The sequence below is a fragment of the Marinobacter persicus genome, assembly GCF_002934325.1.
In the GTDB taxonomy this organism is placed as follows: domain Bacteria; phylum Pseudomonadota; class Gammaproteobacteria; order Pseudomonadales; family Oleiphilaceae; genus Marinobacter; species Marinobacter persicus_A.
In genome coordinates this window covers 20,154-44,715 of sequence record NZ_PTIV01000027.1, presented here as the reverse complement: position 1 = coordinate 44,715, position 24,562 = coordinate 20,154, and the positions used below count along the sequence as shown (strand labels likewise).

23 protein-coding genes and 1 tRNA gene are annotated in these 24,562 nt (G+C 58.9%); 10 read left to right on the top strand and 14 right to left on the bottom strand.

Features of this window, described 5'->3' with window-relative positions; translation table 11 throughout:
- Positions 1-69: 69 nt before the first annotated feature.
- The 3 genes from ubiD to trxA form a co-directional block, all read right to left on the bottom strand.
- Entirely contained in the window at positions 70-1,557 is a 1,488-nt protein-coding gene (gene ubiD / locus BY454_RS13225) for a 4-hydroxy-3-polyprenylbenzoate decarboxylase (protein ID WP_104416986.1), read from the bottom strand.
- Positions 1,558-1,563: 6 nt separating this feature from the next.
- The gene (gene rho / locus BY454_RS13220) at positions 1,564-2,826 is read right to left on the bottom strand and encodes a transcription termination factor Rho (protein WP_104416987.1); all 1,263 of its coding nucleotides are present in this window, start codon (positions 2,824-2,826) and stop codon (positions 1,564-1,566) included.
- A gap of 307 nt (positions 2,827-3,133) precedes the next feature.
- Positions 3,134-3,460 carry a thioredoxin TrxA gene (gene trxA / locus BY454_RS13215; protein WP_091702921.1) on the bottom strand — a complete coding sequence of 109 codons (327 nt, stop codon included), beginning with the start codon at positions 3,458-3,460 and terminating at the stop codon, positions 3,134-3,136.
- Between the two features lie 275 nt (positions 3,461-3,735).
- Between trxA and ppx the strand changes: the two genes are divergently transcribed.
- Positions 3,736-5,262 (top strand): exopolyphosphatase, encoded by a 1,527-nt coding sequence (gene ppx / locus BY454_RS13210; protein ID WP_104416988.1) that lies wholly within the window; start codon positions 3,736-3,738, stop codon positions 5,260-5,262.
- Positions 5,263-5,280: 18 nt separating this feature from the next.
- Here ppx and BY454_RS13205 read toward each other — a convergent pair whose 3' ends face one another.
- Entirely contained in the window at positions 5,281-7,227 is a 1,947-nt protein-coding gene (locus BY454_RS13205; RefSeq protein ID WP_104416989.1) for an ATP-binding cassette domain-containing protein, read from the bottom strand.
- Positions 7,228-7,271: 44 nt separating this feature from the next.
- Here BY454_RS13205 and BY454_RS13200 point away from each other — a divergent pair, with 44 nt between their 5' ends.
- From BY454_RS13200 to BY454_RS13190, 3 genes are read left to right on the top strand one after another with little or no spacing between them, the layout of a single operon-like run.
- On the top strand, positions 7,272-7,799 hold the full coding sequence (locus BY454_RS13200) for a TIGR02444 family protein (protein WP_104416990.1): 528 nt from the start codon (positions 7,272-7,274) through the stop codon (positions 7,797-7,799).
- Positions 7,796-8,179 carry a DUF4124 domain-containing protein gene (locus BY454_RS13195; RefSeq protein WP_104416991.1) on the top strand — a complete coding sequence of 128 codons (384 nt, stop codon included), beginning with the start codon at positions 7,796-7,798 and terminating at the stop codon, positions 8,177-8,179. The genes BY454_RS13200 and BY454_RS13195 overlap by 4 nt, the downstream gene beginning before the upstream one ends.
- A gap of 20 nt (positions 8,180-8,199) precedes the next feature.
- Complete coding sequence (locus BY454_RS13190; protein ID WP_104416992.1) at positions 8,200-8,913, top strand: FKBP-type peptidyl-prolyl cis-trans isomerase; 714 nt, start codon at positions 8,200-8,202, stop codon at positions 8,911-8,913.
- A 74-nt stretch (positions 8,914-8,987) separates the two neighbouring features.
- On the opposite strand, the gene rsd is transcribed toward BY454_RS13190, so the two are convergent.
- Both rsd and BY454_RS13180 read right to left on the bottom strand, forming a co-directional pair.
- Positions 8,988-9,467 carry a sigma D regulator gene (gene rsd, locus BY454_RS13185; RefSeq protein WP_104416993.1) on the bottom strand — a complete coding sequence of 160 codons (480 nt, stop codon included), beginning with the start codon at positions 9,465-9,467 and terminating at the stop codon, positions 8,988-8,990.
- A 112-nt stretch (positions 9,468-9,579) separates the two neighbouring features.
- Positions 9,580-10,086, bottom strand: a complete 507-nt coding sequence (locus BY454_RS13180; protein WP_104416994.1) for a disulfide bond formation protein B — start codon at positions 10,084-10,086, stop codon at positions 9,580-9,582.
- Between the two features lie 75 nt (positions 10,087-10,161).
- On the opposite strand from BY454_RS13180, the gene BY454_RS13175 reads away from it, so the two are divergent.
- Complete coding sequence (locus BY454_RS13175; protein ID WP_258075657.1) at positions 10,162-10,611, top strand: flagellar basal body-associated FliL family protein; 450 nt, start codon at positions 10,162-10,164, stop codon at positions 10,609-10,611.
- A 32-nt stretch (positions 10,612-10,643) separates the two neighbouring features.
- Here BY454_RS13175 and gshA read toward each other — a convergent pair whose 3' ends face one another.
- From gshA to BY454_RS13160, 3 genes are all read right to left on the bottom strand, one after another.
- Positions 10,644-12,200 (bottom strand): glutamate--cysteine ligase, encoded by a 1,557-nt coding sequence (gshA, locus tag BY454_RS13170; protein ID WP_104416996.1) that lies wholly within the window; start codon positions 12,198-12,200, stop codon positions 10,644-10,646.
- A 68-nt stretch (positions 12,201-12,268) separates the two neighbouring features.
- Positions 12,269-14,602 (bottom strand): Tex family protein, encoded by a 2,334-nt coding sequence (locus tag BY454_RS13165; RefSeq protein ID WP_104416997.1) that lies wholly within the window; start codon positions 14,600-14,602, stop codon positions 12,269-12,271.
- Positions 14,603-14,655: 53 nt separating this feature from the next.
- Complete coding sequence (locus BY454_RS13160; RefSeq protein ID WP_104416998.1) at positions 14,656-16,389, bottom strand: putative bifunctional diguanylate cyclase/phosphodiesterase; 1,734 nt, start codon at positions 16,387-16,389, stop codon at positions 14,656-14,658.
- A 143-nt stretch (positions 16,390-16,532) separates the two neighbouring features.
- On the opposite strand from BY454_RS13160, the gene rep reads away from it, so the two are divergent.
- On the top strand, positions 16,533-18,551 hold the full coding sequence (gene rep / locus BY454_RS13155) for a DNA helicase Rep (protein ID WP_104416999.1): 2,019 nt from the start codon (positions 16,533-16,535) through the stop codon (positions 18,549-18,551).
- Between the two features lie 58 nt (positions 18,552-18,609).
- Here the strand turns inward: rep and BY454_RS13150 are convergent, their stop codons facing one another.
- Entirely contained in the window at positions 18,610-19,026 is a 417-nt protein-coding gene (locus BY454_RS13150; protein WP_104417000.1) for a c-type cytochrome, read from the bottom strand.
- 197 nt (positions 19,027-19,223) lie between these two features.
- Here BY454_RS13150 and BY454_RS13145 point away from each other — a divergent pair, with 197 nt between their 5' ends.
- Together BY454_RS13145 and BY454_RS13140 are read left to right on the top strand one after the other, a co-directional pair.
- The gene (locus tag BY454_RS13145; RefSeq protein ID WP_104417001.1) at positions 19,224-19,529 is read left to right on the top strand and encodes a hypothetical protein; all 306 of its coding nucleotides are present in this window, start codon (positions 19,224-19,226) and stop codon (positions 19,527-19,529) included.
- A gap of 67 nt (positions 19,530-19,596) precedes the next feature.
- A complete protein-coding gene (locus BY454_RS13140; protein ID WP_104417025.1) occupies positions 19,597-20,571 on the top strand; it encodes a phospholipase A in 975 nt (324 codons plus the stop codon).
- An 86-nt stretch (positions 20,572-20,657) separates the two neighbouring features.
- On the opposite strand, the gene bfr is transcribed toward BY454_RS13140, so the two are convergent.
- The 4 genes from bfr to BY454_RS13120 form a co-directional block, all read right to left on the bottom strand.
- Positions 20,658-21,131, bottom strand: coding sequence for a bacterioferritin (bfr, locus tag BY454_RS13135; RefSeq protein ID WP_104417002.1), 474 nt, complete (start codon positions 21,129-21,131; stop codon positions 20,658-20,660).
- Between the two features lie 172 nt (positions 21,132-21,303).
- Positions 21,304-21,510 carry a bacterioferritin-associated ferredoxin gene (locus BY454_RS13130; protein WP_104417003.1) on the bottom strand — a complete coding sequence of 69 codons (207 nt, stop codon included), beginning with the start codon at positions 21,508-21,510 and terminating at the stop codon, positions 21,304-21,306.
- Between the two features lie 90 nt (positions 21,511-21,600).
- On the bottom strand, positions 21,601-22,329 hold the full coding sequence (locus BY454_RS13125) for an LrgB family protein (protein WP_104417004.1): 729 nt from the start codon (positions 22,327-22,329) through the stop codon (positions 21,601-21,603).
- Positions 22,322-22,687: a CidA/LrgA family protein gene (locus BY454_RS13120; RefSeq protein WP_104417005.1), complete on the bottom strand. Its 366-nt coding sequence runs from the start codon at positions 22,685-22,687 to the stop codon at positions 22,322-22,324. The genes BY454_RS13125 and BY454_RS13120 overlap by 8 nt, the downstream gene beginning before the upstream one ends.
- A gap of 69 nt (positions 22,688-22,756) precedes the next feature.
- Between BY454_RS13120 and BY454_RS13115 the strand changes: the two genes are divergently transcribed.
- Both BY454_RS13115 and BY454_RS13110 read left to right on the top strand, forming a co-directional pair.
- On the top strand, positions 22,757-23,296 hold the full coding sequence (locus BY454_RS13115) for a YaeQ family protein (protein WP_104417006.1): 540 nt from the start codon (positions 22,757-22,759) through the stop codon (positions 23,294-23,296).
- A gap of 198 nt (positions 23,297-23,494) precedes the next feature.
- Positions 23,495-23,571 (top strand) — tRNA-Arg (locus tag BY454_RS13110).
- The last annotated feature ends 991 nt before the right edge of the window (positions 23,572-24,562 follow it).

The following is a 24,562-nucleotide window of genomic DNA, read 5'->3' as shown; positions in this document are numbered from 1 at the left end:
AGTTAAAAGCCGGCAAACACCAGGGCACACAAGCACCCAGGTGTTCACCGATCGAAATTTAATGCTGTATCACTCGGGGCGGGAGACGGGAATTTCAATACCCAGGCTGTCCCAGATGTCATCGACCCGCTGTTTCACCTCGTCGGTCATGGTGATCGCGGTGCCCCACTCCCGGTCGGTTTCGCCGGGCCATTTGTTGGTGGCATCCAGGCCCATTTTCGAGCCCAGGCCGGACACCGGGGAGGCGAAGTCGAGGTAGTCGATGGGCGTGTTGTCCACCAAAACCGTGTCCCGGGACGGGTCCATGCGCGTGGTCATGGCCCAGATGACATCTTCCCAGCTGCGGGCGTTCACGTCATCGTCCACCACAATCACAAACTTGGTGTACATGAACTGGCGCAGGAACGACCACACGCCCATCATCACCCGCTTGGCATGACCGGGATACTGCTTCTTCATGGTCACTACGGCCAATCGGTAGGAACAGCCTTCCGGCGGCAGGTAAAAATCGACAATCTCCGGGAACTGCTTCTGCAGAATCGGAATAAACACTTCGTTGAGGGCCACACCCAGAATGGCCGGCTCATCGGGCGGACGACCGGTGTAGGTGCTGTGATAGATGGCATCCCGGCGGCGGGTGATCCGCTCCACCGTAAACACCGGAAACTCATCCACCTCGTTGTAATAGCCAGTGTGGTCGCCAAACGGGCCTTCCGGGGCGGTGTCGCCCGGATAGATAAAGCCTTCCAGCACGATCTCGGCACTGGCCGGCACCTGCAAATCGCTCAACCCCGCCTGCACCAACTCGGTGCGACTGCCGCGAAGCAGGCCGGCAAAGGCGTATTCGGACAGCGAATCAGGCACCGGGGTCACGGCACCCAGAATGGTCGCCGGGTCCGCACCCAGGGCCACGGCCACCGGGTAGGGCTTGTCGGGATTGGCCTTGCGGAATTCCTGGTAGTCCAGGGCGCCGCCACGGTGGCTGAGCCAACGCATGATCAGCCGGTTACGACCAATCACCTGTTGACGATAAATACCCAGGTTCTGGCGCTCTTTTTCCGGGCCACGGGTAATCACCAGTGGCCAGGTCACCAGCGGGCCGGCATCGCCAGGCCAGCAGTGCTGGACGGGAATCTGGTACAGATCCACATCGTCTTTCTCGATAACCACCTGCTGGCACGGCGCCGAGCGCAGCACTTTCGGGCTCATGCGCATGACCTGCCGGAACACGGGCAGCTTTTCGATGGCGTCCTTGAAGCCCTTGGGGGGATCGGGTTCCTTCAAAAAGGCCAGCAGCTTGCCAATTTCCCGCAGGGCGCTGACATCCTCCTGCCCCATCCCCATGGCCACCCGCCGGGGGGTGCCAAACAGATTGGCCAGTACCGGCATGTCATAGCCTTTGGGATTTTCGAACAGCAGAGCCGGACCGCCCGACCGTAGCGTGCGGTCGCAGATCTCGGTCATTTCCAGGTGGGGGTCGACTTCAACGCTGATGCGCTTGAGCTCGCCCAGCTTCTCGAGCTGGGCGATGAAGTCTCTCAGGTCGCTGTATTTCATCAACGATCAACGGCGCTTCATGGACAGGAAGAATTCTTCGTTGGTCTTGGTATCCTTGAGCTTGTCCAGCAGGAACTCCAGAGACCCGGTGTCGTCTTCCATGGAGTGCAGAAGCTTGCGCAGAATCCACATGCGCTGCAGATCCGCCTCGGACATCAGCAGGTCCTCGCGGCGGGTGCCGGAGCTGCGGATGTTGATCGCCGGATACACACGCTTCTCGGCGATCTTGCGGTCCAGATGCACTTCCATGTTACCGGTGCCCTTGAACTCCTCGTAGATCACCTCGTCCATCTTGGAGCCGGTATTCACCAGCGCGGTAGCCAGGATGGTCAGGCTGCCGCCTTCTTCCACGTTACGTGCCGCACCAAAGAAACGCTTCGGCTTTTCCAGGGCATGGGCGTCCACACCACCGGTCAGCACCTTGCCCGAGGACGGAATCACGGTGTTGTAGGCACGGGCCAGACGGGTGATGGAGTCCAACAGGATCACCACGTCTTTCTTGTGCTCAACCAGACGCTTGGCCTTCTCGATGACCATCTCGGCCACCTGAACGTGACGGGCCGGCGGCTCGTCGAAGGTGGAAGCAACCACTTCACCACGCACGGTGCGCTGCATCTCGGTCACTTCTTCCGGACGCTCGTCGATCAGCAGTACCATCACGTGGCACTCCGGATTGTTCCGTGTGATCGACTGGGCGATGCTCTGCATCAGCAGGGTTTTACCGGCCTTGGGCGGGGACACGATCAGGCCACGCTGGCCTTTACCAATCGGCGCGACCAGATCCAGGACCCGGGAAGACAGGTCTTCGGTGCTGCCGTTACCGGCTTCCAGGGTCAGGCGCTCGTCCGGGAACAGCGGGGTCAGGTTCTCGAACAGGATCTTGTTGCGGGCGTTGTCCGGTTTGTCGAAGTTAATTTCATTAACCTTCAACAGGGCAAAATAACGCTCGCCGTCTTTGGGCGGGCGAATCTTGCCAGCAACCGTATCGCCGGTGCGCAGGTTGAAACGGCGGATCTGGCTGGGGGAGACGTAAATGTCATCAGGACCGGCCAGGTAGGAGGCGTCGGCGGAACGAAGGAAGCCGAAGCCATCCTGCAGAATCTCCAGTACACCATCGCCGTAGATGTCTTCGCCACTTTTGGCGTGCTTTTTCAGGATGGTAAAGATGACATCCTGTTTGCGCGAACGGGCGAGGTTATCGAGGCCCATTTCTTGCGCGATATCGAGCAATTCGGGCACAGATTTCTGCTTGAGTTCAGTAAGATTCATAGTTTGTTGGATTTTCAGGAATGGAAGTAATAAACGTCTTGTGGAATGACAGGGGCGCCCCTGAACGAATTGAACTGATAAAACGCTAAAACTGAATGCTGGCTGAGTAGAGCAACCGGTGATGATGGATGCCGGAAAGTATGCTGAAGCCAGAGAATGGGAACAAACGTCCGCCGGGCAGAGGCATGATCAGCCACCTTGCAGGCGAATGTCAAGGTTTGGGCACGAAAATGAGCAGTGAAGCATGCCGGCAATAAAAAACCGCCCGCAGGCCGGGCCTGGGGGCGGTTTTGGGCAACCTGATGAATCAGAGGTTGCTGTCGAGGAAGGCGGCCAGCTGTGACTTGGACAGGGCACCCACCTTGGTGGCGTCCACGTTGCCGTTCTTGAACAGCATCAACGTGGGAATACCACGGATATTGAACTTGGGAGGCGTCTGCTCGTTTTCGTCAATGTTGAGTTTGCAGATCTTGAGCTTGCCTTCGTATTCGTCGGCGATTTCTTCCAGAACCGGCGCGATCATTTTGCACGGACCACACCACTCGGCCCAATAATCTACCAGTACCGGGACGTCGGATTTCAGCACATCCTGTTCAAAGGAAGCGTCGGTGACATTAACGATATTTCCGCTCATTACCTTTTCCTGATTCAGGCGCTCCGGGGCCTGTTGTTCAGCCATGCCGGAGTCGCTGTGGACTGTAGCGGGCGATTGTGATGGCACACCAAAGTAACCACCGCCCGATTTACATCAGGCAACTACTTTACGCGATTGCCGATCAGGATGTGAAGTGACTTGTACGGACTTCCTGTTTGATCCGCATCAGTAATGACCGTAGCCACTTGCTGACAGCCCCCGCAAAGTTCCCTTATAGTACCGCCAAGTTCACGCCACACAGGATGCCAACCATCGTGACGGCCACAACGAATGCCGAGAACACTGCTCCCACCCCCGACCTTCTGGCGGCCATCGACATGGGCTCCAACAGTTTCCACATGGTGGTTGCCCGCCTGGTCCACGGCGAGATCCGGACCATCGAGAAGATGGGTGAAAAGGTCCAGCTGGGCGCGGGGCTGGACGAGAACAACTGTCTGACCGAAGAGGCCCAGCAACGGGCACTGGAATGCCTGGGCCGGTTCGCCCAGCGGTTGCAGGGCATGCCCTCCGAGGCGGTACAGATTGTCGGCACCAATGCGCTGCGAGTGGCCCGCAACAAGCAGGAATTCATCGCCCGTGCCGAAGAAGTGCTGGGCTATCCGGTGGCAGTAATTGCCGGCCGGGAGGAAGCCCGCCTGGTCTATCTGGGCGTCTCGCATACCTTATCAGATGACAAAGGCCGGCGACTGGTCATCGACATTGGCGGCGGCAGCACCGAGTTCATCATCGGCCAGCGCTTTGAGCCGCAGGAAATGGAAAGCTTGCACATGGGTTGCGTGTCTTTCCGCAACCGCTACTTTCCCGACGGCAAGATCACCAAGCGGCAAATGGAAAAGGCCGTGACCCACGCCGAGCAGGAGTTGCTTAACATTCGCCAGCATTACCGGGCCATTGGCTGGCAGAGTTCCGTTGGTTCCTCAGGGTCGATCAAGGCCATTGCCAACGTACTGGCCACCCTGAAAATCACCGACGGCACCATCACCCGCGAGGCCATGGAAGAGCTGCGCAAGCGGTTAATCAGTCTGGGCAAGGCCGAGAAGCTGGCCGATCTGGGTGTGCGTACCGAGCGCCAGAGTATTTTCCCGGCCGGGTTTGCCATCCTGCTGGCCGCCTTTCGATCATTGGATATCAAGACCATGACCTTTGCCGATGGCGCCCTGCGTGAGGGGCTTTTGTATGACATTGTCGGGCGTATCCAGCACGAAGATGTGCGCGAGCGCACCATCGCCGCTCTCCAGGAGCGCTATCACGTGGACCAGGTACACGGCGCGGCGGTGGAGGAAACCGCCATTGCCGCCTGGGACCAGATGGCGGATCACTGGGACCTGCGCACCGCCAACGACGAAGACCTGCTGCGCTGGGCCTGCCGGCTGCACGAAATCGGCTTGACCATCTCCCACAGCCAATACCACAAACACGGCGGCTATCTGTTGCGCTACTCTGACCTGCCGGGTTTCAGCCAGCAGTTCCAGAAAGACCTGGCGACACTGGTTCGCGGTCACCGGCGCAAGTTCTCACCCGCCGTGTTTCAGGACATTGAACCCGAAGACCGCTCCCGCCTGCGCCACCTGTGTGTGCTGGTACGCCTCGCGGTGTTGCTGCAACACCCTCGCAACCATGAGCCGCCACCCGAGATGGCGCTGGATGGCCGCCAAAACCGGCTGATTGTCGAACTTCCGAAAGACTGGCTCAGCCAGCGTCCGCTGACCCTGGCCGACCTGCAGAACGAGCAGGAATACCTGAGCCGCCAGGACTTCACCCTGGAAGTCCGGACCCGGTAATCCGGTGCGCTGCTGGTTTTACCCCAGCAGCGCTGCTTCCATTTCCTCCACGGTTTCACTGACCTCCAGCCAGTCACCTTCAACGATTTCCTGTTGTCGCTTGAGCTCCGCCTGCTGCCCCAGCAGCGTTTTAAGGCGCTCTTTGTTGCTGTCATCATAGATGCCAGGATCGGCCAGGGCCTGCTCCACCTCACCCAGTTTGGCCTGCAGTTTCTCCATCTCCGCTTCCAGACTGGCCTGGCGCTTACGGAAGGGGCTCAGTTTTTTACGCAGCTCCGCTTCCTCGCGCTTGCGGGCCTTGCGCTCGTCGGCGGTCAGGGTCGCTGATGCGTTGTCGGTGGAAGCTTCCGGGGATTCCCCCGCCACCTCCCGCCGGGGCGGTGCCTCCTCGTCTTTCCGACGATCGGCCAGCCAACGTTCGTAATCTTCCAGGTCACCGTCGTACTCATCGACCGTGCCATCACAAACCAGCCAGAAATCGTCCACGGTGTTGCGCAGCAGGTGACGGTCGTGCGAGACCACCACGATGGCACCCTCGAAATTCTGCAACGCCATGGTCAGGGCCTGGCGCATTTCCAGATCCAGGTGGTTGGTGGGCTCATCCAGCAGCAACAGGTTCGGTTTCTGCCAGGTAATCACGGCCAGCGCCACCCGGGCCTTCTCCCCCCCGGAGAACGAGCGGATGGGGGAAAGCGCCTCATCCCCATGAAAGTTAAAGCCGCCGAGAAAGTTACGAATGCTCTGCTCTGACGCTTTCGGAGCCAGGCGCTGCAGGTGCAGGAACGGGCTGGCGTCCAGATCCAGCGCTTCGAGCTGATCCTGGGCAAAGTAGCCAATCGCCAGGTGCTCTCCGCAGGTGCGATCGCCGGACAAAAGGGTGCCGGCACCCCGCAGTGCATCCATGAACGTGGATTTACCGGCGCCGTTGGGGCCCAGCAAGCCCACGCGGGTGCCGGGCAACAGCGTTACGTTGATGTCGTGCAACACGGGAATGTCGCCATGGCCCGCCACGCCGTGGCGAATCGACAGCAACGGGTTGGAGACCTTGTCGGCAACGGGGAACTCGAAGCTGAAAGGCGAGTCGACGTGGGCCGGCGCGATTTTCTCCATCCGCTCCAGCGCCTTGACCCGGCTCTGAGCCTGGCGGGCCTTGGTGGCCTTGGCCTTGAAGCGGTCAATAAAGCGCTGGATCTCGGCAACGCGAGCCTGCTGGCGCTCGTAGTTGGCCTGCTGCAGGGCCAGCCGTTCGCTGCGCTGGGTTTCAAACGCTGAATAGTTACCGGTGTAGAGTTCCAGCTTCCGGTTATCAAAGTGCACAAGGTGGGTGGCAACGCGGTCCATGAAATCCCGGTCGTGGGAAATGAACAGTAGCGTGCCCGGGTAGCGGCGCAGCCAGTTCTCCAGCCACAGGCAGGCATCCAGATCCAGGTGGTTGGTGGGTTCGTCCAGCAACAACAGGTCCGAGGGGCGCATGAGCGCCTGGGCCAGATTCAGACGAATCCGCCAGCCACCGGAAAAGGCCGAGACCGGACGATCGCAATCACTGTCAGCAAAGCCAAGCCCACGCAGCAACATCTCCGCACGCCGGGGCGCGGACCAGGCTTCGTGCACATCCAGCTCGCCATGGATCCGGGCCGCTTCATGATCATCACCGCGAGCTTCGGCCTCGGCCAGGGCCTGCTCCATACGCCTCAGTTCGAAATCCCCGTCCAGCACAAAATCGCGGGCCGAGCGACCAGAGGCCGTAAACTCCTGGGCCATATGGGCAATGCGACAGCCGCCGGGCAGGGACACATTGCCCTGCTCCGGTGCCAGTTGCCCCAGCAATAACTGGAACAGGCTGGATTTACCGGCACCGTTCGCGCCAACAATAGCAACCCGCTGCCCGGGCTGGACGGTAAGATTGACGCCTTCTAGCAACCAGACGCCACCTCGTTGTAAACTGAGATCGGTTATCGTTAACATAGATTTCTTTTATCACTGAAAAGCCGCCAGGGACGCGTCCAGCCATGCCCCATCTGGAGCCAGAGCCACTAGACTTATCGGAAGCCCTGACAACCGATAACCCGCTGTGGCAATACGCGCTGACTTGCTGGCAAAATCCGGCGATGGTGGAAGCCTGCCTGGAACTACAGGCCCGGGGCTGGAGCGTCACCCGTATTCTGTGTGCCGGCTGGCTGGCGCAAAAAAAACAGCGGTTCGCCGGCGTTGAGGCTGCTAAGGTAACAGAGTGGCGCGGCCGTGTAACCGGTCGTATTCGCTCCGCCAGAAAATCGATTCCCAAGCATTCCAGCCAGCACGGGCCGTTGCGGGAGATGCTGGCCAAAGCGGAGCTGGAAGCAGAGAAAACGGAGTTAGCCCTGGCCTGGACAACCCTCAGCCAAAGCGCCCCGGAAACCGACACCGGGGGCGATCACCAAGAGCTTCTCCAGAATAACCTGCTGGCAGCCGCCCCCGGGAAGGATCTCACTCCGCCAGTCCGGGCCATCCTCACCAATCTGGCCGACCACCTGGCCAGCGGAGCACACTCATCATGATGATGAAATGGCTGATCCGCCTGGCCTTCCCGGCACTTGGACTTCTTCTGGTCCTGATTTTTTTTGGGCTTGGAGACCCTGAACAGGTGTCTGCCCCCACATTTGGTGGCATAGACTCGGAGATTCCGGCCTTCGAGCGGCTTATTCCGGCACCGATTTCCACCGACGGCCCGGAAATCGTCTTTAAGTGGCAGGACACCGAGGGCAACTGGCACTATGCTGACACCCCACCGGCGGAAGGCCAATGGAACGCGCTGGCCATCGAGGGCCGCGACGCCAGCCGGCGACAGGATCTGCCGGGCAACCCGGAAACGGATTGGCAGGCCCCCTATCGCGCGCCCTTCTCACTGGATGACCAGCCCGTAAAAAACGAATCATGAACCCGATAAAGGATGCAGCAATGAAGAAAACTTTCCTCGCAATCGCGATCACCGGCCTTGTGGCTGGCTGCACCACAGCCCAGCAAGAGCCGGAAAACCCGCCCCTGGAGACCACGGCACAGAAAGTCAGCTATGGCATGGGCCTGGTTATGGGTGAGCGCATGACCAACGACCTGCCCGACCTGCAGATGGAGCAGTTCCTGCAAGGCATCGAGCACGGTCATACCGGCGACGACAAGACCAAGCGTCTGAGCCGCGATGAAATCCGTGAAGCGCTGATCGCTTACCAACAGGAAATGCAGAAGAAGCAGCAGCAAGAGCTGGATGAAATGGCTCGCAAGAACCAGGAAGCCGGCGAAGCCTTTCTGGCAAAGAACGCAAAACGTGAAGGGGTAAAAACCACCGAGTCTGGCCTGCAATACGAAGTTATTGAAGAAGGTGAGGGCCAAAGCCCAACCGCCGAGGACGAAGTCCGTGTACATTACACCGGTAAACTACTGAACGGCGAAGTCTTTGACAGCTCCCGGGAACGTGGCCAGCCAGTCACTTTCGGCCTGAACCAGGTCATTCCGGGATGGACCGAAGGTCTGCAGCTGATGAGTGAAGGCGCCCGCTACAAGCTCTACATTCCGGCGGACCTGGCATACGGTGCCGGTGGCAACCAGGCCATTGGTCCCAATGAGACGCTGATCTTCGACGTGGAACTGCTAGCAGTAAACCCGGGCGACGAGTAACCCCACCGCCCGAACACAAAAAAGCCCGGATTGCCGGGCTTTTTTTTATGTCTGCAAGCTATCAGCTAGGGGTTTCAGGCGGACTCAACTTTGCTCGCATGGGCGTTGTGTAACTGATCAATCAACACATCTTCCAATTCAAACCGGTTCTCCAACACCTCACCCAATTTCGATAACGCCCGGAACCGCTCTTCCACGAGCGCAGAGGTCAGTGGCTGGTCATCAATCTGATCGTTAAAGTTCAACGCCACTTCGGTGGTCTTCTCGATTTCCGGATACACCCGGGACGCCAGCTCCACCCCGCCGTCGTCAAATTCCCGTGCTTCCTGGATCAGCTGCTCATAGATCTCAAAGTGGCCGACTGAGACATAATCCACCAACACCTCGCAAAGACGTACAAACTTTGGCTGCAACGCCTCCAGGTCTTCCCGGTCGGCTTCTCCGGACAGGCCGCAATAGTGAACCAGCAACTCCTGGCGTTCCTTGAGCCAGCGATCAATCAGGTCACTGACTCCGCCCCAACGCTCCTTGGCATTCCTGCAATTCTCCAACATGACACCCGTCTCCTTTCAATCTCGGACCACCGCGACCCGGTCCCTCGACTGCGATATGGTTGTTATTAGCAAGCATCAACTTACCCCATGCCTGCCCAAAGCCGCAACTGTTTCAGCGCAGCAACCAGCTCCTCGGCCGGTAACGACGGAACATGGTGACCAGACCAACGACGATCAGCAGAACAAAGAAAATCGCCGTCCAGCCGGGTATCGAAAGCCCCAGGAACCGCCAGACCACCTCTGCACAGTCGCCCGTGCCTTTCAGGGCCGTGGTCAGCACCTCGAACCAGGGCAATACATCCAGCATGTAGTCCACGGAGGGCCCGCAGGCCGGGGCCTGATCGGCCGGCAGGCTTTGCAGCCAGAGCTGACGCCCCGCGACACCCAGGCCCGCGCCGGCGGCAACAATCAGAAAGAACCCATACACCCGGTTACCGACGTCCTTAGGCCCGTGAAGAAAGGCAACGAGACTGACCAGGGCGGCACCCATGAATCCAAAACGCTGAAGCCAACACAATGGACAGGGCTCCAGCCCCATGACGTGTTCCATGTAAAAGGCCGTGGCAAGCAACGCTGTGCAAACCAGAAAAACGAGCCCGAATATCCATCTGCTTGTCAAAACGCCACCCCGGAATCATCATGTAAGCTACACAAATTAAAGAACCAATCCTAACCTATGAAGAACCGCAATCCTATGACCATTCACAGACCCGGCCTTCTGACCCTGATTTTCCTTTTGTGCTCGGTGCTTGCGTGGCCCGCAAGCGCCCAGGACGAAGAGGATGCGGCCGACAGCGAAGAGGAAACCGAAGAGCGCGTCACTGACTACATCGCCATGGAACCGGCGTTCGTCACACACATCGGCCAGCCAGGAAACAAGATCAGCTACCTCAAAGCCGCAGTAACCATTCGCGCCTCAAAAGCGACCACCCGCCCTGCGGTGGAAGCTCACATGCCCCGACTGCGCCATGAACTGGTGATGCTGTTTGGTGAGCAGACGGATCCGGCCTATGTCAGCTCGCCGGAAGGTCGACAGGCCCTGGTGGAGGAGGCAACCCGCCGCATCAATCAGGTGCTTGAGGAACAGCAGACCGGTGAAGAAGTCGCAGGCGTCTTCTTCACGGAATTTGTGGTTCAGCGCTGATCGAAAGCGAGGCAAGCCCGAAGGCTTGCCAATCAGGCCTTCAGGTAGGCGTCCAGGAATTCGTCGAAGGACTGAGTATCCGCCGCTTCCATCGCCTCCTGCTGGGCCAGGGATTCACGGGCCATGGCCTCATAATCCGCCAGTTTTTGTGCGGACAATGGCTCATTGATCAGCGTTTGCTGGTGCTGCTCAGACACTGACTGCACCCAGTCCCGGTGGCCCAGTCCGGACGCACTCATCGCCTCCAACACTGTCGCTGACGGCACCGACCAGTCCGCCCCCTGCAGCTTGTCCCGCTGGGCCGCAAGCGCCGAACGATAGGTATCGTTGCCTGCCCAGCCGTCCAGCAACTCCGCCAGCGGCTGCAGTTGATCGAACAGCTCGTGAGCCGCCTGCCCGACGGGCACCCGCTCCCCGGCCCGGCACAGGGTCAACTCCCGCCAGCGCCCGGTGGCATTCACATCGTTGTAGTTGTCATCCAACCGTTCACACTCGTCATCACTGATGCGGGGTGAATCGGACAACAGGCAATCCAGCAGGAACAGATCCAGGAAATCGATCTGCTCTCGATTCACGCCCACCGGTGAGAAGGGGTCCAGATCCAGGCAGCGGACTTCGACATACTCCACGCCACGCTCATCCAGGGCCTGAATCGGCTTCTCGCCGGATTCGGTGGTGCGCTTGGGACGCACCGCGCTGTAGTACTCGTTCTCGATCTGTAGCACATTGGTGTTCAATTGGATGAACTGATCGCCCCGGCGGGTGCCGATAGCCTCGTAAGCGGGCCAGTTGGTATGGATCGCCCGCTCCAGGGTGCGGCTGTAGGATTCCAGTTCGTTGAAACAGATATCCAGCGAAGCCTGGGCGTTGTTGTGGTAGCCCAGGTCTCCCATACGCAGGGAGGTGGCATGTTCGCCGTACCAGGTGCGCTCATCGAAACGGGACAGATTGTGCTTTACGCCTGCCACAAAGCTGCTGTCCAGTGCCGGAGAGGCACCAAACAGCAGCATCAGCAGCCAGCTGCGGCGGCGGAAATTGCGAATCAGCCAGAAATACTGGTCGGATTTGAAATCCTTCAGCGTGTCGGTGCTGCCCGTCAGTTCCTGCCACTTCTGCCAGAAACTGTCCGGCAGCGACAGGTTGTAATGGGCACCGGCGATGCTCTGCATGATCCGGCCATAACGCACCGCCAGACCCTGGCGATACACATGCTTAAGCATGCCGCTGTTGGAGCTACCGTATTCGGCAATGCGGATGCTTTCATCGCCATCGATTTCGCTGGGCATGCTGGCGGCCCACAGCACCTCGTTGTTCAGGTTCTGCTGCACAAAGCGGTGAATATCACGCAGGGACTCGAGCATGGCATCGGTGCTGGTGCACACCGGTGTGATCAGCTCCAGCAGGGCTTCTGAATAGTCGGTGGTAATACGCGGGTGGGTCAGCGTTGAGCCCAATGCCCTGGGATGGGCGGTCTGGGCAATAAAGCCCTTGCCATCTACCCGCAGGCCTTCTTTTTCAACCCCTTTGAGAAAACCGTCCCAGTCAGTTGCGGCCAACTGCTGAAACAGAGCGTGGCGGGATTGTGCCATGTTGAACTCCTGTCGGCGTGCCTGCCGGGAATCACTCACGGCAGGCACGGGTTGAATCTGGAATCAGGTTAACGCCCCTTGCGGGCGGACGCCATGGCTTCGGCCAGTGCACCGGCCATCGCCCCCTGGGGTGCTTTCTGACCCTGCCCACCCTGGGAACGGGCCGGAGCACGACGGCCGCCAGAGGGCTTGCGGTCACGGGACGGTTTGGCCTGCGCCTCAGCACCCGGCTCATCGTCCATGCGCATGGACAGACCAATGCGCTTGCGGGGAATGTCCACATCCATGACCTTCACTTTGACAATATCACCGGCCTTGACCACTTCCCGGGGGTCCTTCACGAAGGTGTGGGACAGCGCCGAGATATGCACCAGCCCGTCCTGATGCACGCCGATATCGACAAAGGCACCGAAATTGGTGACATTGGTCACTGACCCTTCGAGGATCATGCCCGGCTTCAGGTCGTTCAGGGTCTCCACCCCGTCCTCGAAATGGGCGAAGCGGAATTCGGGACGCGGATCGCGGCCCGGTTTCTCCAGCTCGGCAATGATGTCCTTCACCGTGGGCAGCCCGAACTGTTCAGTCACGTAGTCCTGCGGGTTCAGGCTGCGCAGGAACGAGGCATCCCCCACAATCGAGGCCACGTCACGACCGTTTTTCTCGGCGATGGCTTCGACCACGCCGTAGGCCTCCGGGTGCACAGAGGAACGGTCCAGCGGATTCTCACCGCTGGCGATACGCAGGAAGCCGGCCGCCTGTTCAAAGGTGCGATCACCCAGGCGTGCCACCTTCAGCAACTGTTTGCGGTTGGTGAACATGCCGTTCTGACTGCGAAAGTCGACGATATTACGGGCGATGCTGGCATTCAGACCAGACACGCGGGTCAACAACGGTACCGAGGCGGTATTCAGGTCCACACCCACGCCGTTTACACAGTCTTCCACCACGGCGTCCAGGCTGCGGGACAGCTGTACCTGGGACACGTCGTGCTGGTACTGGCCCACGCCGATGGATTTGGGCTCGATCTTCACCAGTTCCGCCAACGGGTCCTGCAGGCGCCGGGCGATGGACACGGCACCACGGATGGTTACGTCCAGGTCCGGCAGCTCGCGGGAAGCAAACTCGGAGGCGGAATACACCGAGGCGCCGGATTCGCTGACGATGATCCGGGCCAGCTTCAGTTCCGGGTAGCGCTTGCACAGGTCAGCCACCAGTTTCTCGGTTTCCCGGGAGGCGGTGCCGTTACCAATGGCCACCAGTTCAATTTTGTACTTCCGGCACCAGGCTGCCAGTTGTTCGATGGACTGGTCCCACTGGTTTTTCGGCGCGTGGGGGTAAATGGCGCCGTGATCGGACACCCCGCCGGTGCCGTCAATCACCGCCACCTTCACACCGGTGCGCAGCCCCGGGTCCAGGCCCAAGGTGGGACGAGGCCCGGCCGGGGCCAGCAACAACAGATCCTTGAGGTTGGCAGCGAACACGTTAATGGCCTCGCCCTCGGCCGCCTCGCGCACCTGCGCCATCAAATCGGTCTCAATCTGGGTGGCCAGTTTGACCCGCCAGGTCCAGCGCACCACATCCGACAGCCACTTGTCGGCGGCGCGGCCCTGATCCTGAATGTTCCAGCGTGCGGCGATGCGCTGTTCGGCCGGGTGCGGCTGGCGCGGGTTTTCGTCCTCGTCGCCCACCACCAGCGAATACGCCAGAATGCCTTCGTTACGCCCGCGGAGGATCGCCAGGGCACGGTGCGAGGGCACCTTTTTCAGGGGTTCGACGTGATCAAAGTAATCCCGGAACTTGGCGCCTTCGGTTTCCTTGCCCGCCACCACGGAGACTTTCAGGTTGGCCTGCTGCCAGATGAAATCGCGCAGGGTGCCCAGCAACTCCGCGTCTTCGGCAAAGCGCTCCATGAGAATGTAACGGGCGCCGTCCAGGGCCGCCTTGGTATCCTCAATGCCCGCTTCGCTGTTCAGGTAATCAGCAGCGGTGGCTTCCGGGTCGAGAGTGGGGTTATCGAAGAGCGCGTCGGCCAGTGGCTCCAGGCCTGCTTCCCGGGCAATCTGGGCCTTGGTGCGGCGCTTGGGTTTGTAGGGCAGGTACAGGTCTTCCAGGCGGTTCTTGGTGTCCGCCGCTTCGATGGCTGAACGCAGCTCATCGGTCAGTTTTCCCTGTTCCTCAATGCTGTTTAGGATGGTGCTGCGCCGGTCTTCCAGCTCACGCAGGTAACGGACCCGTTCTTCCAGGTTACGCAGCTGGCTGTCATCCAGCGAGCCGGTCACTTCTTTCCGGTAACGGGCAATAAAAGGAACGGTGGCGCCCTCATCGAGCAGGGCAATGGTGGCGTTAACCTGCTGTTCGCGCACACCCAGTTCGTCGGCAATACGGCTGGAAATACTGTTCATGCAACCTCAGTCAGTCACTCTGGATTCAGATTAACGGAGAAAGGTACAGCGCCTCAGTTCTGCAAGCAAGCGAACTGATTCTGGCGGTCGATGAATTGCACCAGATCCTGCCAGGGCATGGGGCGGGCGTAATAGTAACCCTGGATTTCATCGCAATGCTGATGGCGCAGGAATTCCAGCTGGCCTTCGGTTTCCACCCCTTCGGCCACCACGCTGATGCGCAGGCTGTGGGCCAGGCTGATGATGGCCCGAATGATGTGCTCGGCATCGGCCGATTCACCCAGGTCCTGGACAAAGGATTTGTCGATTTTGACCAGGGAAATGGGCAGGTGTTGCAGGTTGCTGAGGGATGAAAAGCCGGTACCGAAATCGTCCAGGGCAAAGCTGACGCCCAACTGATTCAATTCCCGCAGGCAACGCTGGGCGTAGTCCGGGTCATGCATCATGGCGCTTTCGGTCAGCTCCAGCTCGAGCAGACTGGTGTCGATGTTGCTGTTGAAGATGATGCGGAAGATGGTTTCGGTCATCTTGCGGTCGTGGAACTGTCGGAAGGACAGGTTCACGGCAAAGACCAACGCCGGCAGGCCCAGCTCCTGGCATTCCTGCAAACGTTTACAGGCTTCCTCGATGACCCAGTAGCCAATGGGCACAATCAGGCCGCTGCGCTCGGCGGCCGGGATGAAACTGTCCGGCATCACCAGGCCCCGCTCGGGGTGATTCCAACGCAGCAGGCATTCCACGCCCCGCACCTCTTCGGTGGCCAGGTCAATCCTGGGCTGGTAGTACAGTTCCAGCTCGCCACCTCGCAGGGCATTGCGCAAATCCGCTTCCACACGCAACTGGTGGCCGGCAGTCACGTGCAACTGACGATCATAGAAACGGTAGCTGGTGCCCGGGTCCTGCTTGGCCGCAAACATGGCCCTATTGGCCCGGCGCAGAATGTTCTCCGTGTTTTCCCCCGCCTCGGGGTAGGTCGCCACCCCAATACTGATGCTGACCAGCACTTTCTGACCGCCCAGGGTAAAGGGCTCGTCGAGGGCCGCCACCAATTTGCGAAGAATGCGGGTGATATCCAGCGAGTCTTCGAGCTTTTCAATGATGATGGCCAGCTCGTCACCGGCAATGCGCATCAACGAGTCGGCCCGGCGGAGTCGTTCGCGCAGACGATCGGCCAGAGCCAGCATCAGCTGGTCGCCCTGCTGGTAACCAAAGGATTCGTTGATGCTACGGAAATCGTCAATATTGAGGTGCAACACGGCCAGGCGGGTTTCCGCGCGCTCGGCCCGGAGGATCGCCTGGCGCAGACGGTCAAAGAACAGGTCCCGGTTGATAAAGCCACTGGCCACTTCCCGGCCCAACTGGCTATGGGCAGAGTCGGCCAACTGCTCCCGGTACCACAGGTGCTTGATGGCCCGGCAGAAACTCCAGCGGTCCAGGGTTTGCCGGCTTAGGTAATCGGCGGCACCGTAGCCTATGATCGTACTGGCCTTGTCCCCACAGCTGTCAGAGCCTAGCGCAAGAATCGGCCTGTCGTCGCTGACCGCACTCAGGTATCGCAGGAAGGCGCCTTCCGAGCTGTCCTGGAAGGCGCAATCCCAGACCACCACATCGAAACTGGCATTGCGCACCAGGTCATCGCAATCCACAATGTCTGGGCACCAGACCGCATCCGGGCTGATGTCCGGATCGTCCGACAACATGGCCACCAGCCAGAGAAAATCGGCATACTCAGGGGTCAGCACCAAAAGGCGCACTTGGTCAGTTCCAGCGTCCAGAGACTGGGGCATCAGACAATATCCGTGATATCGGTCAACGGCAGCATTTGGTTATCAAGCATAGTCGATACCGTAACAAGGTACAGCACACCACCCTGGTGTAGAATAGATGTTCGAAACTTTCCTTCCCCGATACCCGGTTTGGTCAAATTAGTGTGAACAAGCTCAACCCGAGACAACACGAAGCGGTTCGTTACGCCGATGGCCCCCTGTTGGTATTGGCCGGCGCCGGCAGTGGCAAAACCAGTGTGATTACCCGGAAAATTGCCTACCTGATCGAACAGAAGGGCATACCCGGCCGGCACATTGCCGCCGTCACCTTTACCAACAAGGCCGCCCGGGAAATGAAGGAACGGGTGGGCAAGATCGTCGATAAGGGCAAGACCCGGGGACTGATCGTCTCCACCTTTCACAACCTGGGCCTGAACATGATCCGCGAGGAGCATGCGCACCTGGGCTACCACCCCGGCTTTTCCATCTTCGACGCTGAAGACGCCAAGGCGCTGCTGCAGGACCTGATGCTGCGGGAAGCCAGTGCCGATGCCGGCGACGAGCTGAATGACGTGCAGATGACCATTTCTTCCTGGAAAAACGCCATGCGCGGCCCCGCCGAAGCCTACAGCAAGGCGGCGGACGAGCGGGAACAGCGCATCGCCATCATCTACAAGCATTACAGCGAATACCTGAAAGCCTACAACGCGGTGGATTTCGACGACCTGATCCTGCTGCCGGTCCAATTATTCCGGGACTGCCCGGACATCCTGGCCAAGTGGCGCCGGAAGATTCGCTACATGCTGGTGGATGAGTACCAGGACACCAACATCTGCCAATACGAGCTGGTGAAACTGCTGGTGGCCGAGCGGGCCGCGTTCACCGTGGTGGGCGACGACGACCAGTCTATCTACGCCTGGCGCGGCGCCCGGCCGGAAAACCTGGCCCAACTGAAAGAAGACTTCCCCAGCCTGAAGATCGTCAAGCTGGAGCAGAACTACCGTTCCACCAGCCGCATCCTGCGCAGCGCCAACACGGTGATTGCCAACAACCCCCACGTGTTCGAAAAGGCACTGTGGAGCGACCACACCATCGGCGAGGAAATCCGCATCATCCGCTGCCGCAACGAGGACGCCGAGGCTGACCGGATTGCCACCGAGATCATTGACCAGAAACTGAAGAACGGCCTCGATTTCCGGGACTTCGCCGTGCTCTACCGGGGTAACCACCAGGCCCGCCTGCTGGAAATGAAGCTGCAGGCCTACCAGATTCCCTACCGGATTTCCGGCGGCCAGTCGTTCTTCTCCAAGAACGAGATCAAGGATGCCATGTCATACCTGCGCCTGATGGTGAACCCGGACGACAACGCCGCGTTCCTGCGGGTGGTCAACGTACCCCGCCGGGAAATAGGCCCGCGCACCCTGGAGCAACTGAGCCACTACGCCCGATCCCGGGATGTCAGCCTGTTCAAAGCCCTGGGCGATCTGGGCGCGGAAACCCACGTTACCGAGAAGGGCCTGGACAAGCTGCGCCGCTTCGCCCACTGGGTGGACGCCACCTGCGAACGGCTGTTCTCCCAGGACCCCATTCCCGTGATCAAGCAGATGTTTACCGACATCGAATACGAGGAGTGGCTGCATCAGCATTCCGGCACGCCAAAACAGGCCGAGCGGCGGATGGAAAACATCTGGTACCTGGTGGAGTCCATCCAGCGCATGCTGGACAAAGACAAGGGCACGGCGGATGAAATGGGCATTGAGGACGCCATCACTCGCCTGATCCTGCGGGACATGATGGAGCAGAAGGAGGAAGAGGACGACAGCGACAAGGTCCAACTACTGACCCTGCACGCCTCCAAGGGCCTCGAATTCCCCCACGTGTTCATCATGGGCCTGGAAGAAGAGATCCTGCCCCATCGCAGCAGCATCGAAGAGGGCAACATCGAGGAAGAGCGGCGACTAATGTACGTAGGCATCACCCGGGCGAAAGAGACCCTGTCGCTGACCTACGCCGCCTCGCGCAAACAGTATGGGGAAAAGCTGGAAACCATCCCCAGCCGGTTCCTGGATGAATTACCGGAAGAAGACCTGAAGTGGGAAGGGCTGGGCGACCTGGACCAGGAGGCCAACCAGAAGAAGGGAAAGGCCACTCTCAGCGCCCTGCTGGGGGATCTGGGCGTTTAGCTTGCCCTGAAACAAAAAGCCCCGCTCAAAGGCGGGGCTTTTACCACGAGCGGGAAGCTTACTGGGCTTGCTCAACCATGTACTCGATGGCGTTAAAGATTTCTTCATCGGAACAGTCGGAACAGGCGCCACGGGCCGGCATGGCGTTAAAACCATTCAGTGCGTGGTTCTTCAGCGTGTCCATGCCCTTGTCGATACGAGGCCCCCAGGCATCGGCGTTGCCAACAACCGGAGCGCCAGCCACGCCACTTGCGTGGCAAGCTGAACAGGCAGCGTCATAAACCGCCTGGCCAGAACGAGGGCCAGAGCTGGCTGCTGCAGGCGCCGGAGCGGCAGAGCCACAATCTTCGCCCTCAAGGCAGACTTCGCCTACGGGCTCGATACGCTTACGGATTTCGTCTTCAACACTTGCCAGCGCTGTGCCGCCAGCAGCCAGGCCAAAACCAAGCAGAACAACAGCCAGGACTCTCTTCATCTTCACAATGCACCTCGCATCTGAGCGTTATAATCTTTGGGACGCCGCATTATACCGGCTGAAACCGCGCAAAAAAACCAAAGCCCAAAAAGAGAAATTGATTTCAACCAGATTAATGACAGTTTCGTAGCTTGCGAGCGTACCAATGCCCTTTCCGGTTACCATGGCATTTTAACGCCGCACCGTGAGAAAACCTTATGCGCAAGCCTTTGTTGATCATCGAGTTTTCGAGCCTGGCCCTGCTGCTTGGCTCAATGGCCTGGTTTGGCAACCGCCAGGAAGCGGGTGACCCCCTGAACTCGGCCTGGCTCCTGGTTCCCGCCATTGCCAGCCTCGGGGTGTTCCTCAGCTTTATCGGCTTGATGTACCTGCGCTGGGTAGCCGCCGCCGCGCCAGAGCGCCAGACCCGACATCGCATTGTTTTCGCCCTTCTCACCCTTACCCTGCTGGGGGTGTGGACCTACGGAATCATCAACACCTGGCTAAGCCTGGATGCCGGTTAAGGAGATACCTGTGCCATTCACCCGACAAACGCCTATCCTCTGCCTGGTCAGCGGGCTCCTTCTGGCCATGGTCACGCCAATCGCCAGCGCCGAAACGCCCAACCGGGAAGCCCTGGCAAACTGCGCGCTAATCAAGGACGATACCCGCCGCCTGGATTGCTACGACGCCCTCACGCCGCCAGAACCCAAGGTCGAACGCGCCCCGACCTCGGAGTCTGAGCCCGTCAATACGGACCAACTGATCGAGAACAACCTGTCGGCAGAGCGCGCGATCTTTTCGTTCACCAACGCCTTTGTCACCCACCGGCCCAACTACATCCTGCCGGTAAGCTGGGTCCGTGATCCCAACCGCACTCCCGAAAGCCCGCAACTGGGCGCGATCGAGTACGACTACGCCCTGGAGAACGAGGAAGCCAAATACCAGCTGAGCTTCAAGATTCCGCTGCTAACCGGTTTGCTCGATGACCGCACCACACTCTGGTTCGGCTACACCCAGAAATCGTTCTGGCAGGTCTACAACCGGAATGAATCCGCTCCTTTCCGGGAAACCAACTACGAACCCGAAATATTTTTCCGACACCGGCTGGGATGGAAAGTTGGCCCCGGCACGCTCAGCGGTGTCACGCTGGGTTTCAACCACCAGTCCAATGGCCAATCCGAGCCCTGGTCCCGGAGCTGGAACCGCATCAAGGGCAGCATTGCATACAGCTATGACCGCTGGCTGTTCATGATTAAACCCTGGTACCGATTACCGGAAAGCACCGAGAACGATGACAATCCGGATATTGAAAGCTACCTGGGCTATGCCAGTTACCACGCGGTGTACAGGCTGTCCGAGGACCAGACGCTGTCACTGAAGTTATTGAATAACCTGCGCTCGGAAGACAATCGCACCTCGGTGGAGCTTGGCTACAGCTTCCCACTGGGGGATACGGTGAAGGGCTTTGTGCAGTACTACAACGGTTACGGGGAGAGCCTGATTGACTACAACCACCGCATAGAGCGGGTGGGGATCGGGGTTATGGTGAATGACTGGCTTTGAGTTTTGGTGTCAGACGGCTGGGCGGATCTCCGCCCAGCCAGTCCCTACCGCAGAAAAACATCAGGCGCTTTAACGAATTAGGCGAATTACTCAGCACCTGACTGCAACTGGATGTAATTCTGTATACCCATCTGGGAAATCATCTCCAACTGGGTCTCGAGGAAATCGATGTGTTCTTCCTCGCTCGCCAGAATGCTGCGCAGCAGTTCGCGGGTGGCGTAATCCTTGATGCTTTCGCAGTATTCGATAGCCTCGACGTAATCCTCACGGCCGGCAATTTCCAGCTTCAGATCACACTGGAGCATTTCCTCAACGTTTTCGCCGATCAGCAGCTTGTTCAAGTCCTGCAGGTTGGGCAGGCCCTCGAGGAACAGAATCCGCTCGATCAACTGGTCGGCGTGCTTCATCTCATCGATGGACTCTTCGTATTCCTTGTCCGCCAGCTTGGTGATGCCCCAGTCCTTGAGCATGCGGGCGTGCAGGAAATACTGGTTAATCGCCGTTAGCTCGTTGGCGAGTGCTTTGTTGAGATACTGGATAACTTTCTTGTCGCCTTTCATAACCGGTTTCCTTTTCAGAACGAGGGTTTAATACCCAAGGATAGACGGTTTTGCGACGATAAAAAATGACCACCGGGAAAGGAATTCCTCTCCGGAGGGAGAGTACAGGGTCCCATCAGCGCAAGGAAGCGCGTGAGCGGCGATGCGGCAACCGGGCAAGCTGCCGGGAATCTCAGGCCGGCTGGGCCAGCATGTTTGCCAGTGCCAGATAGTCTGGTGTGCGCGCCTCTTTCAGGATGTCGCGGGCGGTGCAGGCACAGCGACCACACTGGCGCCCCACGCCCAACTCCTTGCCCAGTTGGCGCATGGAACTGACACCACTTTCTGCGGCTTCACGAATTTCCCGGTCGGTCACACCCTGGCAGAGGCAAACGTACATTATGCTTTCTCACTGACGCCGATTAACGTTAGTGATAAGTATTGTCATTTGCAGGCCGCTTTGCAACCCCTGGCGTGCATTTTTTTGATGTCAGGACACCAACATGAACGCCAGCGGCAGGAACAGCGCCGTGAAAACCCCGGTGAGCCCCATCCCCAGGGATGAAAAGGCACCCGCCATGGGGCTGATTTCAAAGGCCCGGGCGGTGGCAATGGCATGACCATTCAGCCCCAGGGTAAAACCGATAATGCGCTCATCGGTAATCTTCAGCCACCGGGTCAACCATTCCACAAACAGGGACGCCAGTACCCCGGTGATCAGAAGCCCGCCAAGGGTCAGGGAAACCGAGCCGCCCAATTCGTTGGCGATGCCAATCGCAATCGGCGCCGTGACCGACTTGGGCGCCAGGGACGCCAGTACCAGCGGCGAAGCCCCCATCAGCCAGGCGATGCCCAGGGCGTAACCGGCGGCCAGGGTGGCCGCGACCGGCAAGGTAAACAGAATCGGGCGCCACAATGCCCGGATGTGGTGCATCTGCTGGTACAGGGGCACGCCCAGCGCCACCGTTGCCGGGCCCAGCAACACGGTGAGCCAGCGAGCGCCCTGCTGGTATTCGGACAGCCCAATACCGGAGACCCAGACAATCACTGCCAGGATCACCGCCGCAATCAACACCGGCGGCATCCAGAGCGGACGCCGGAATTTGGCAAACAGCCACTGGGCAGCAATAAAAGCGGCGAGGGTCAGGCCGATCGACAACATGGGGCCGGATAGCCACGCATCCATCAGGCGTGTCAGCCAATCATTGGACTCAGTCATGCCCGGCTCCTTTTTCGTCCACCTTTGCCACGGTGCTCATTAACCAAAGAGTGGTCGCCACACTGAGCAAAGTGCCAAGCACCAGCGCCACGGCCACAATCCACCACTGCCCGGAAAACTGATCGGCGATAAAGAACACCCCCACCACCCCGGGCGTGATCAGCAACACCAATACCGAAATCAGGCCCTGGCTGGCAGCCGCCAGGCTATCGGTGATGTCGCCACGGATCATCAGTTTCAAGGTCACCAGCACCATGCCAATGACACCGCCACTGATGGGCAGGCCAGCCACCACCCGGATAGCCTCGCCCAACAGAAAAAACAGCACCAGAACGAAAAAACCCCACAACCAGACCATGGCTAAGCCCCGTTACCTTCCAAATACATTACACTTATTACTTTACAGCCACTGTTAACAGGACGTTCTATGGCCCTGAAAGCCACCATATTCAAAGCCACTCTCCATATCGCCGATATGGACCGGCAGTATTATGCAGACCATTCACTGACCCTCGCCCGCCATCCGTCGGAAACAGACGAGCGCATGATGATCCGCGTGCTCGCCTTTGCCCTGAACGCCAGCGACACCCTGGAGTTTACCAAAGGCCTGAGCACAGATGACGAACCGGAGCTCTGGGCGAAGACGCTTACCAACGATATCGAACTCTGGATTGAACTGGGCCTGCCCGACGAAGATCGGGTACGCAAAGCCTGCAACCGATCCGATAAGGTCGTCCTCTACACCTACGGCGGCCGGGCGGTGCCGGTATGGTGGGACAAGCACCACAGCAAACTGGCCCGGTTCAGCAACCTTGAGGTCATCGACCTGCCCGCTGAAGACACAGCCGAACTGGCCAATATGGCCCAACGCTCCATGGATCTGCAAGTCAATATTCAGGATGGCGAAGTGACCTTCACCGACGGCGATGCCGTGGTTTCCCTGATGCCCGTTCAGAAATTGCCGTAACCCGCCAATCAACTTGCCCCGGGGGCTGGACAGACGCCGCCGCCCAACGTAACATTGCGCACTCGAAATTGACGCCGCCGGCGCACAATTTCATCCGCCCGTAGCTCAGCTGGATAGAGCGTCGCCCTCCGGAGGCAAGGGTCAGGATAAAAATCCGGAACCGAAGGCAACGGTCAAACATGCCAAACTTGTTGAAAACCGCCCGTAGCTCAGCTGGATAGAGCGCCGCCCTCCGGAGGCGGAGGTCTCAGGTTCGAATCCTGACGGGCGGGCCATTTCCCCCGGATTTTCAATAGGTTACCAACCTCAAAGAATTTCAACGCCTCGAAATCCAGTCAGTATCAGTGATTAAATTCCACTTCACCGGTATGACCTTTGCCAATTTTAGCCACACGGCCGAATTGAAGTCAGATTTCAGCTTGTGCCCTAGATGTGCCCTAATTGTGCCCAGCCTTTCCGAGCGTAAAAACTATCGACCGGAATTCTGACTATTGCCCGTTTTCGGCACAAAAGCCGCTTGGCACACACAATGACTGCTTTTAAGACTTATCCTCTAAAGCAACTCACGAATCTCTGAGCTAAGCCCTGCCAAAACTTACTGGGCCGAGCTCTTTTCTGGCGTCTCTCGGTTCGAATCTTGGCGATCTCCAAGAGTGCCGCATCGTCGAAAAAGGGGGGCTGTTCGGTAATGGTGTTCCGATCAGACGCCGGAGGTGTCGCTGGTGTGTGGTTCGCATCCATGGATCGAATGCTCCTGTTTGCATCTTGGTGGGCCCGGTTTACCATAACCGCAGATTATGCGCAGCGGTGATTATGAGGAAAATCATCAGAAATAAGTTGGTGCGCCAGCCTCACTGAATACGCACCAGGTCACCCTACATCTGGGACAGAACTAGACATGCGAGCACTGTCAGCCCAAAGGCTGTCAACGGTGTAAATGTCACGGCCAGCGCCGTAAACAAACCACCAAAAGCACACATCCTAAGATGTAGGTGTGCTGAACCCGCAACTGTAGTTTTCGCCATCGGCTTAACCCTCTCTGCGTTGTCTCAGTCTCTTGTAGAGCCGGGATTGAGACAGTTCAGACTTTGCTGCCTGTTGGAAGTTTAGCTCCAGTCGATCCGGCGACAGCAACCCGACTGGTCGGGTGGCAAGATTTCTCTTGCGCGTTCGGTGCAAGACGTCACATCACGATTCGACGTGCATGCGACCTCTTGGGAAATTTGCATATTTGGCAATGATGCATTATTTTGGAGATTAAGTAAA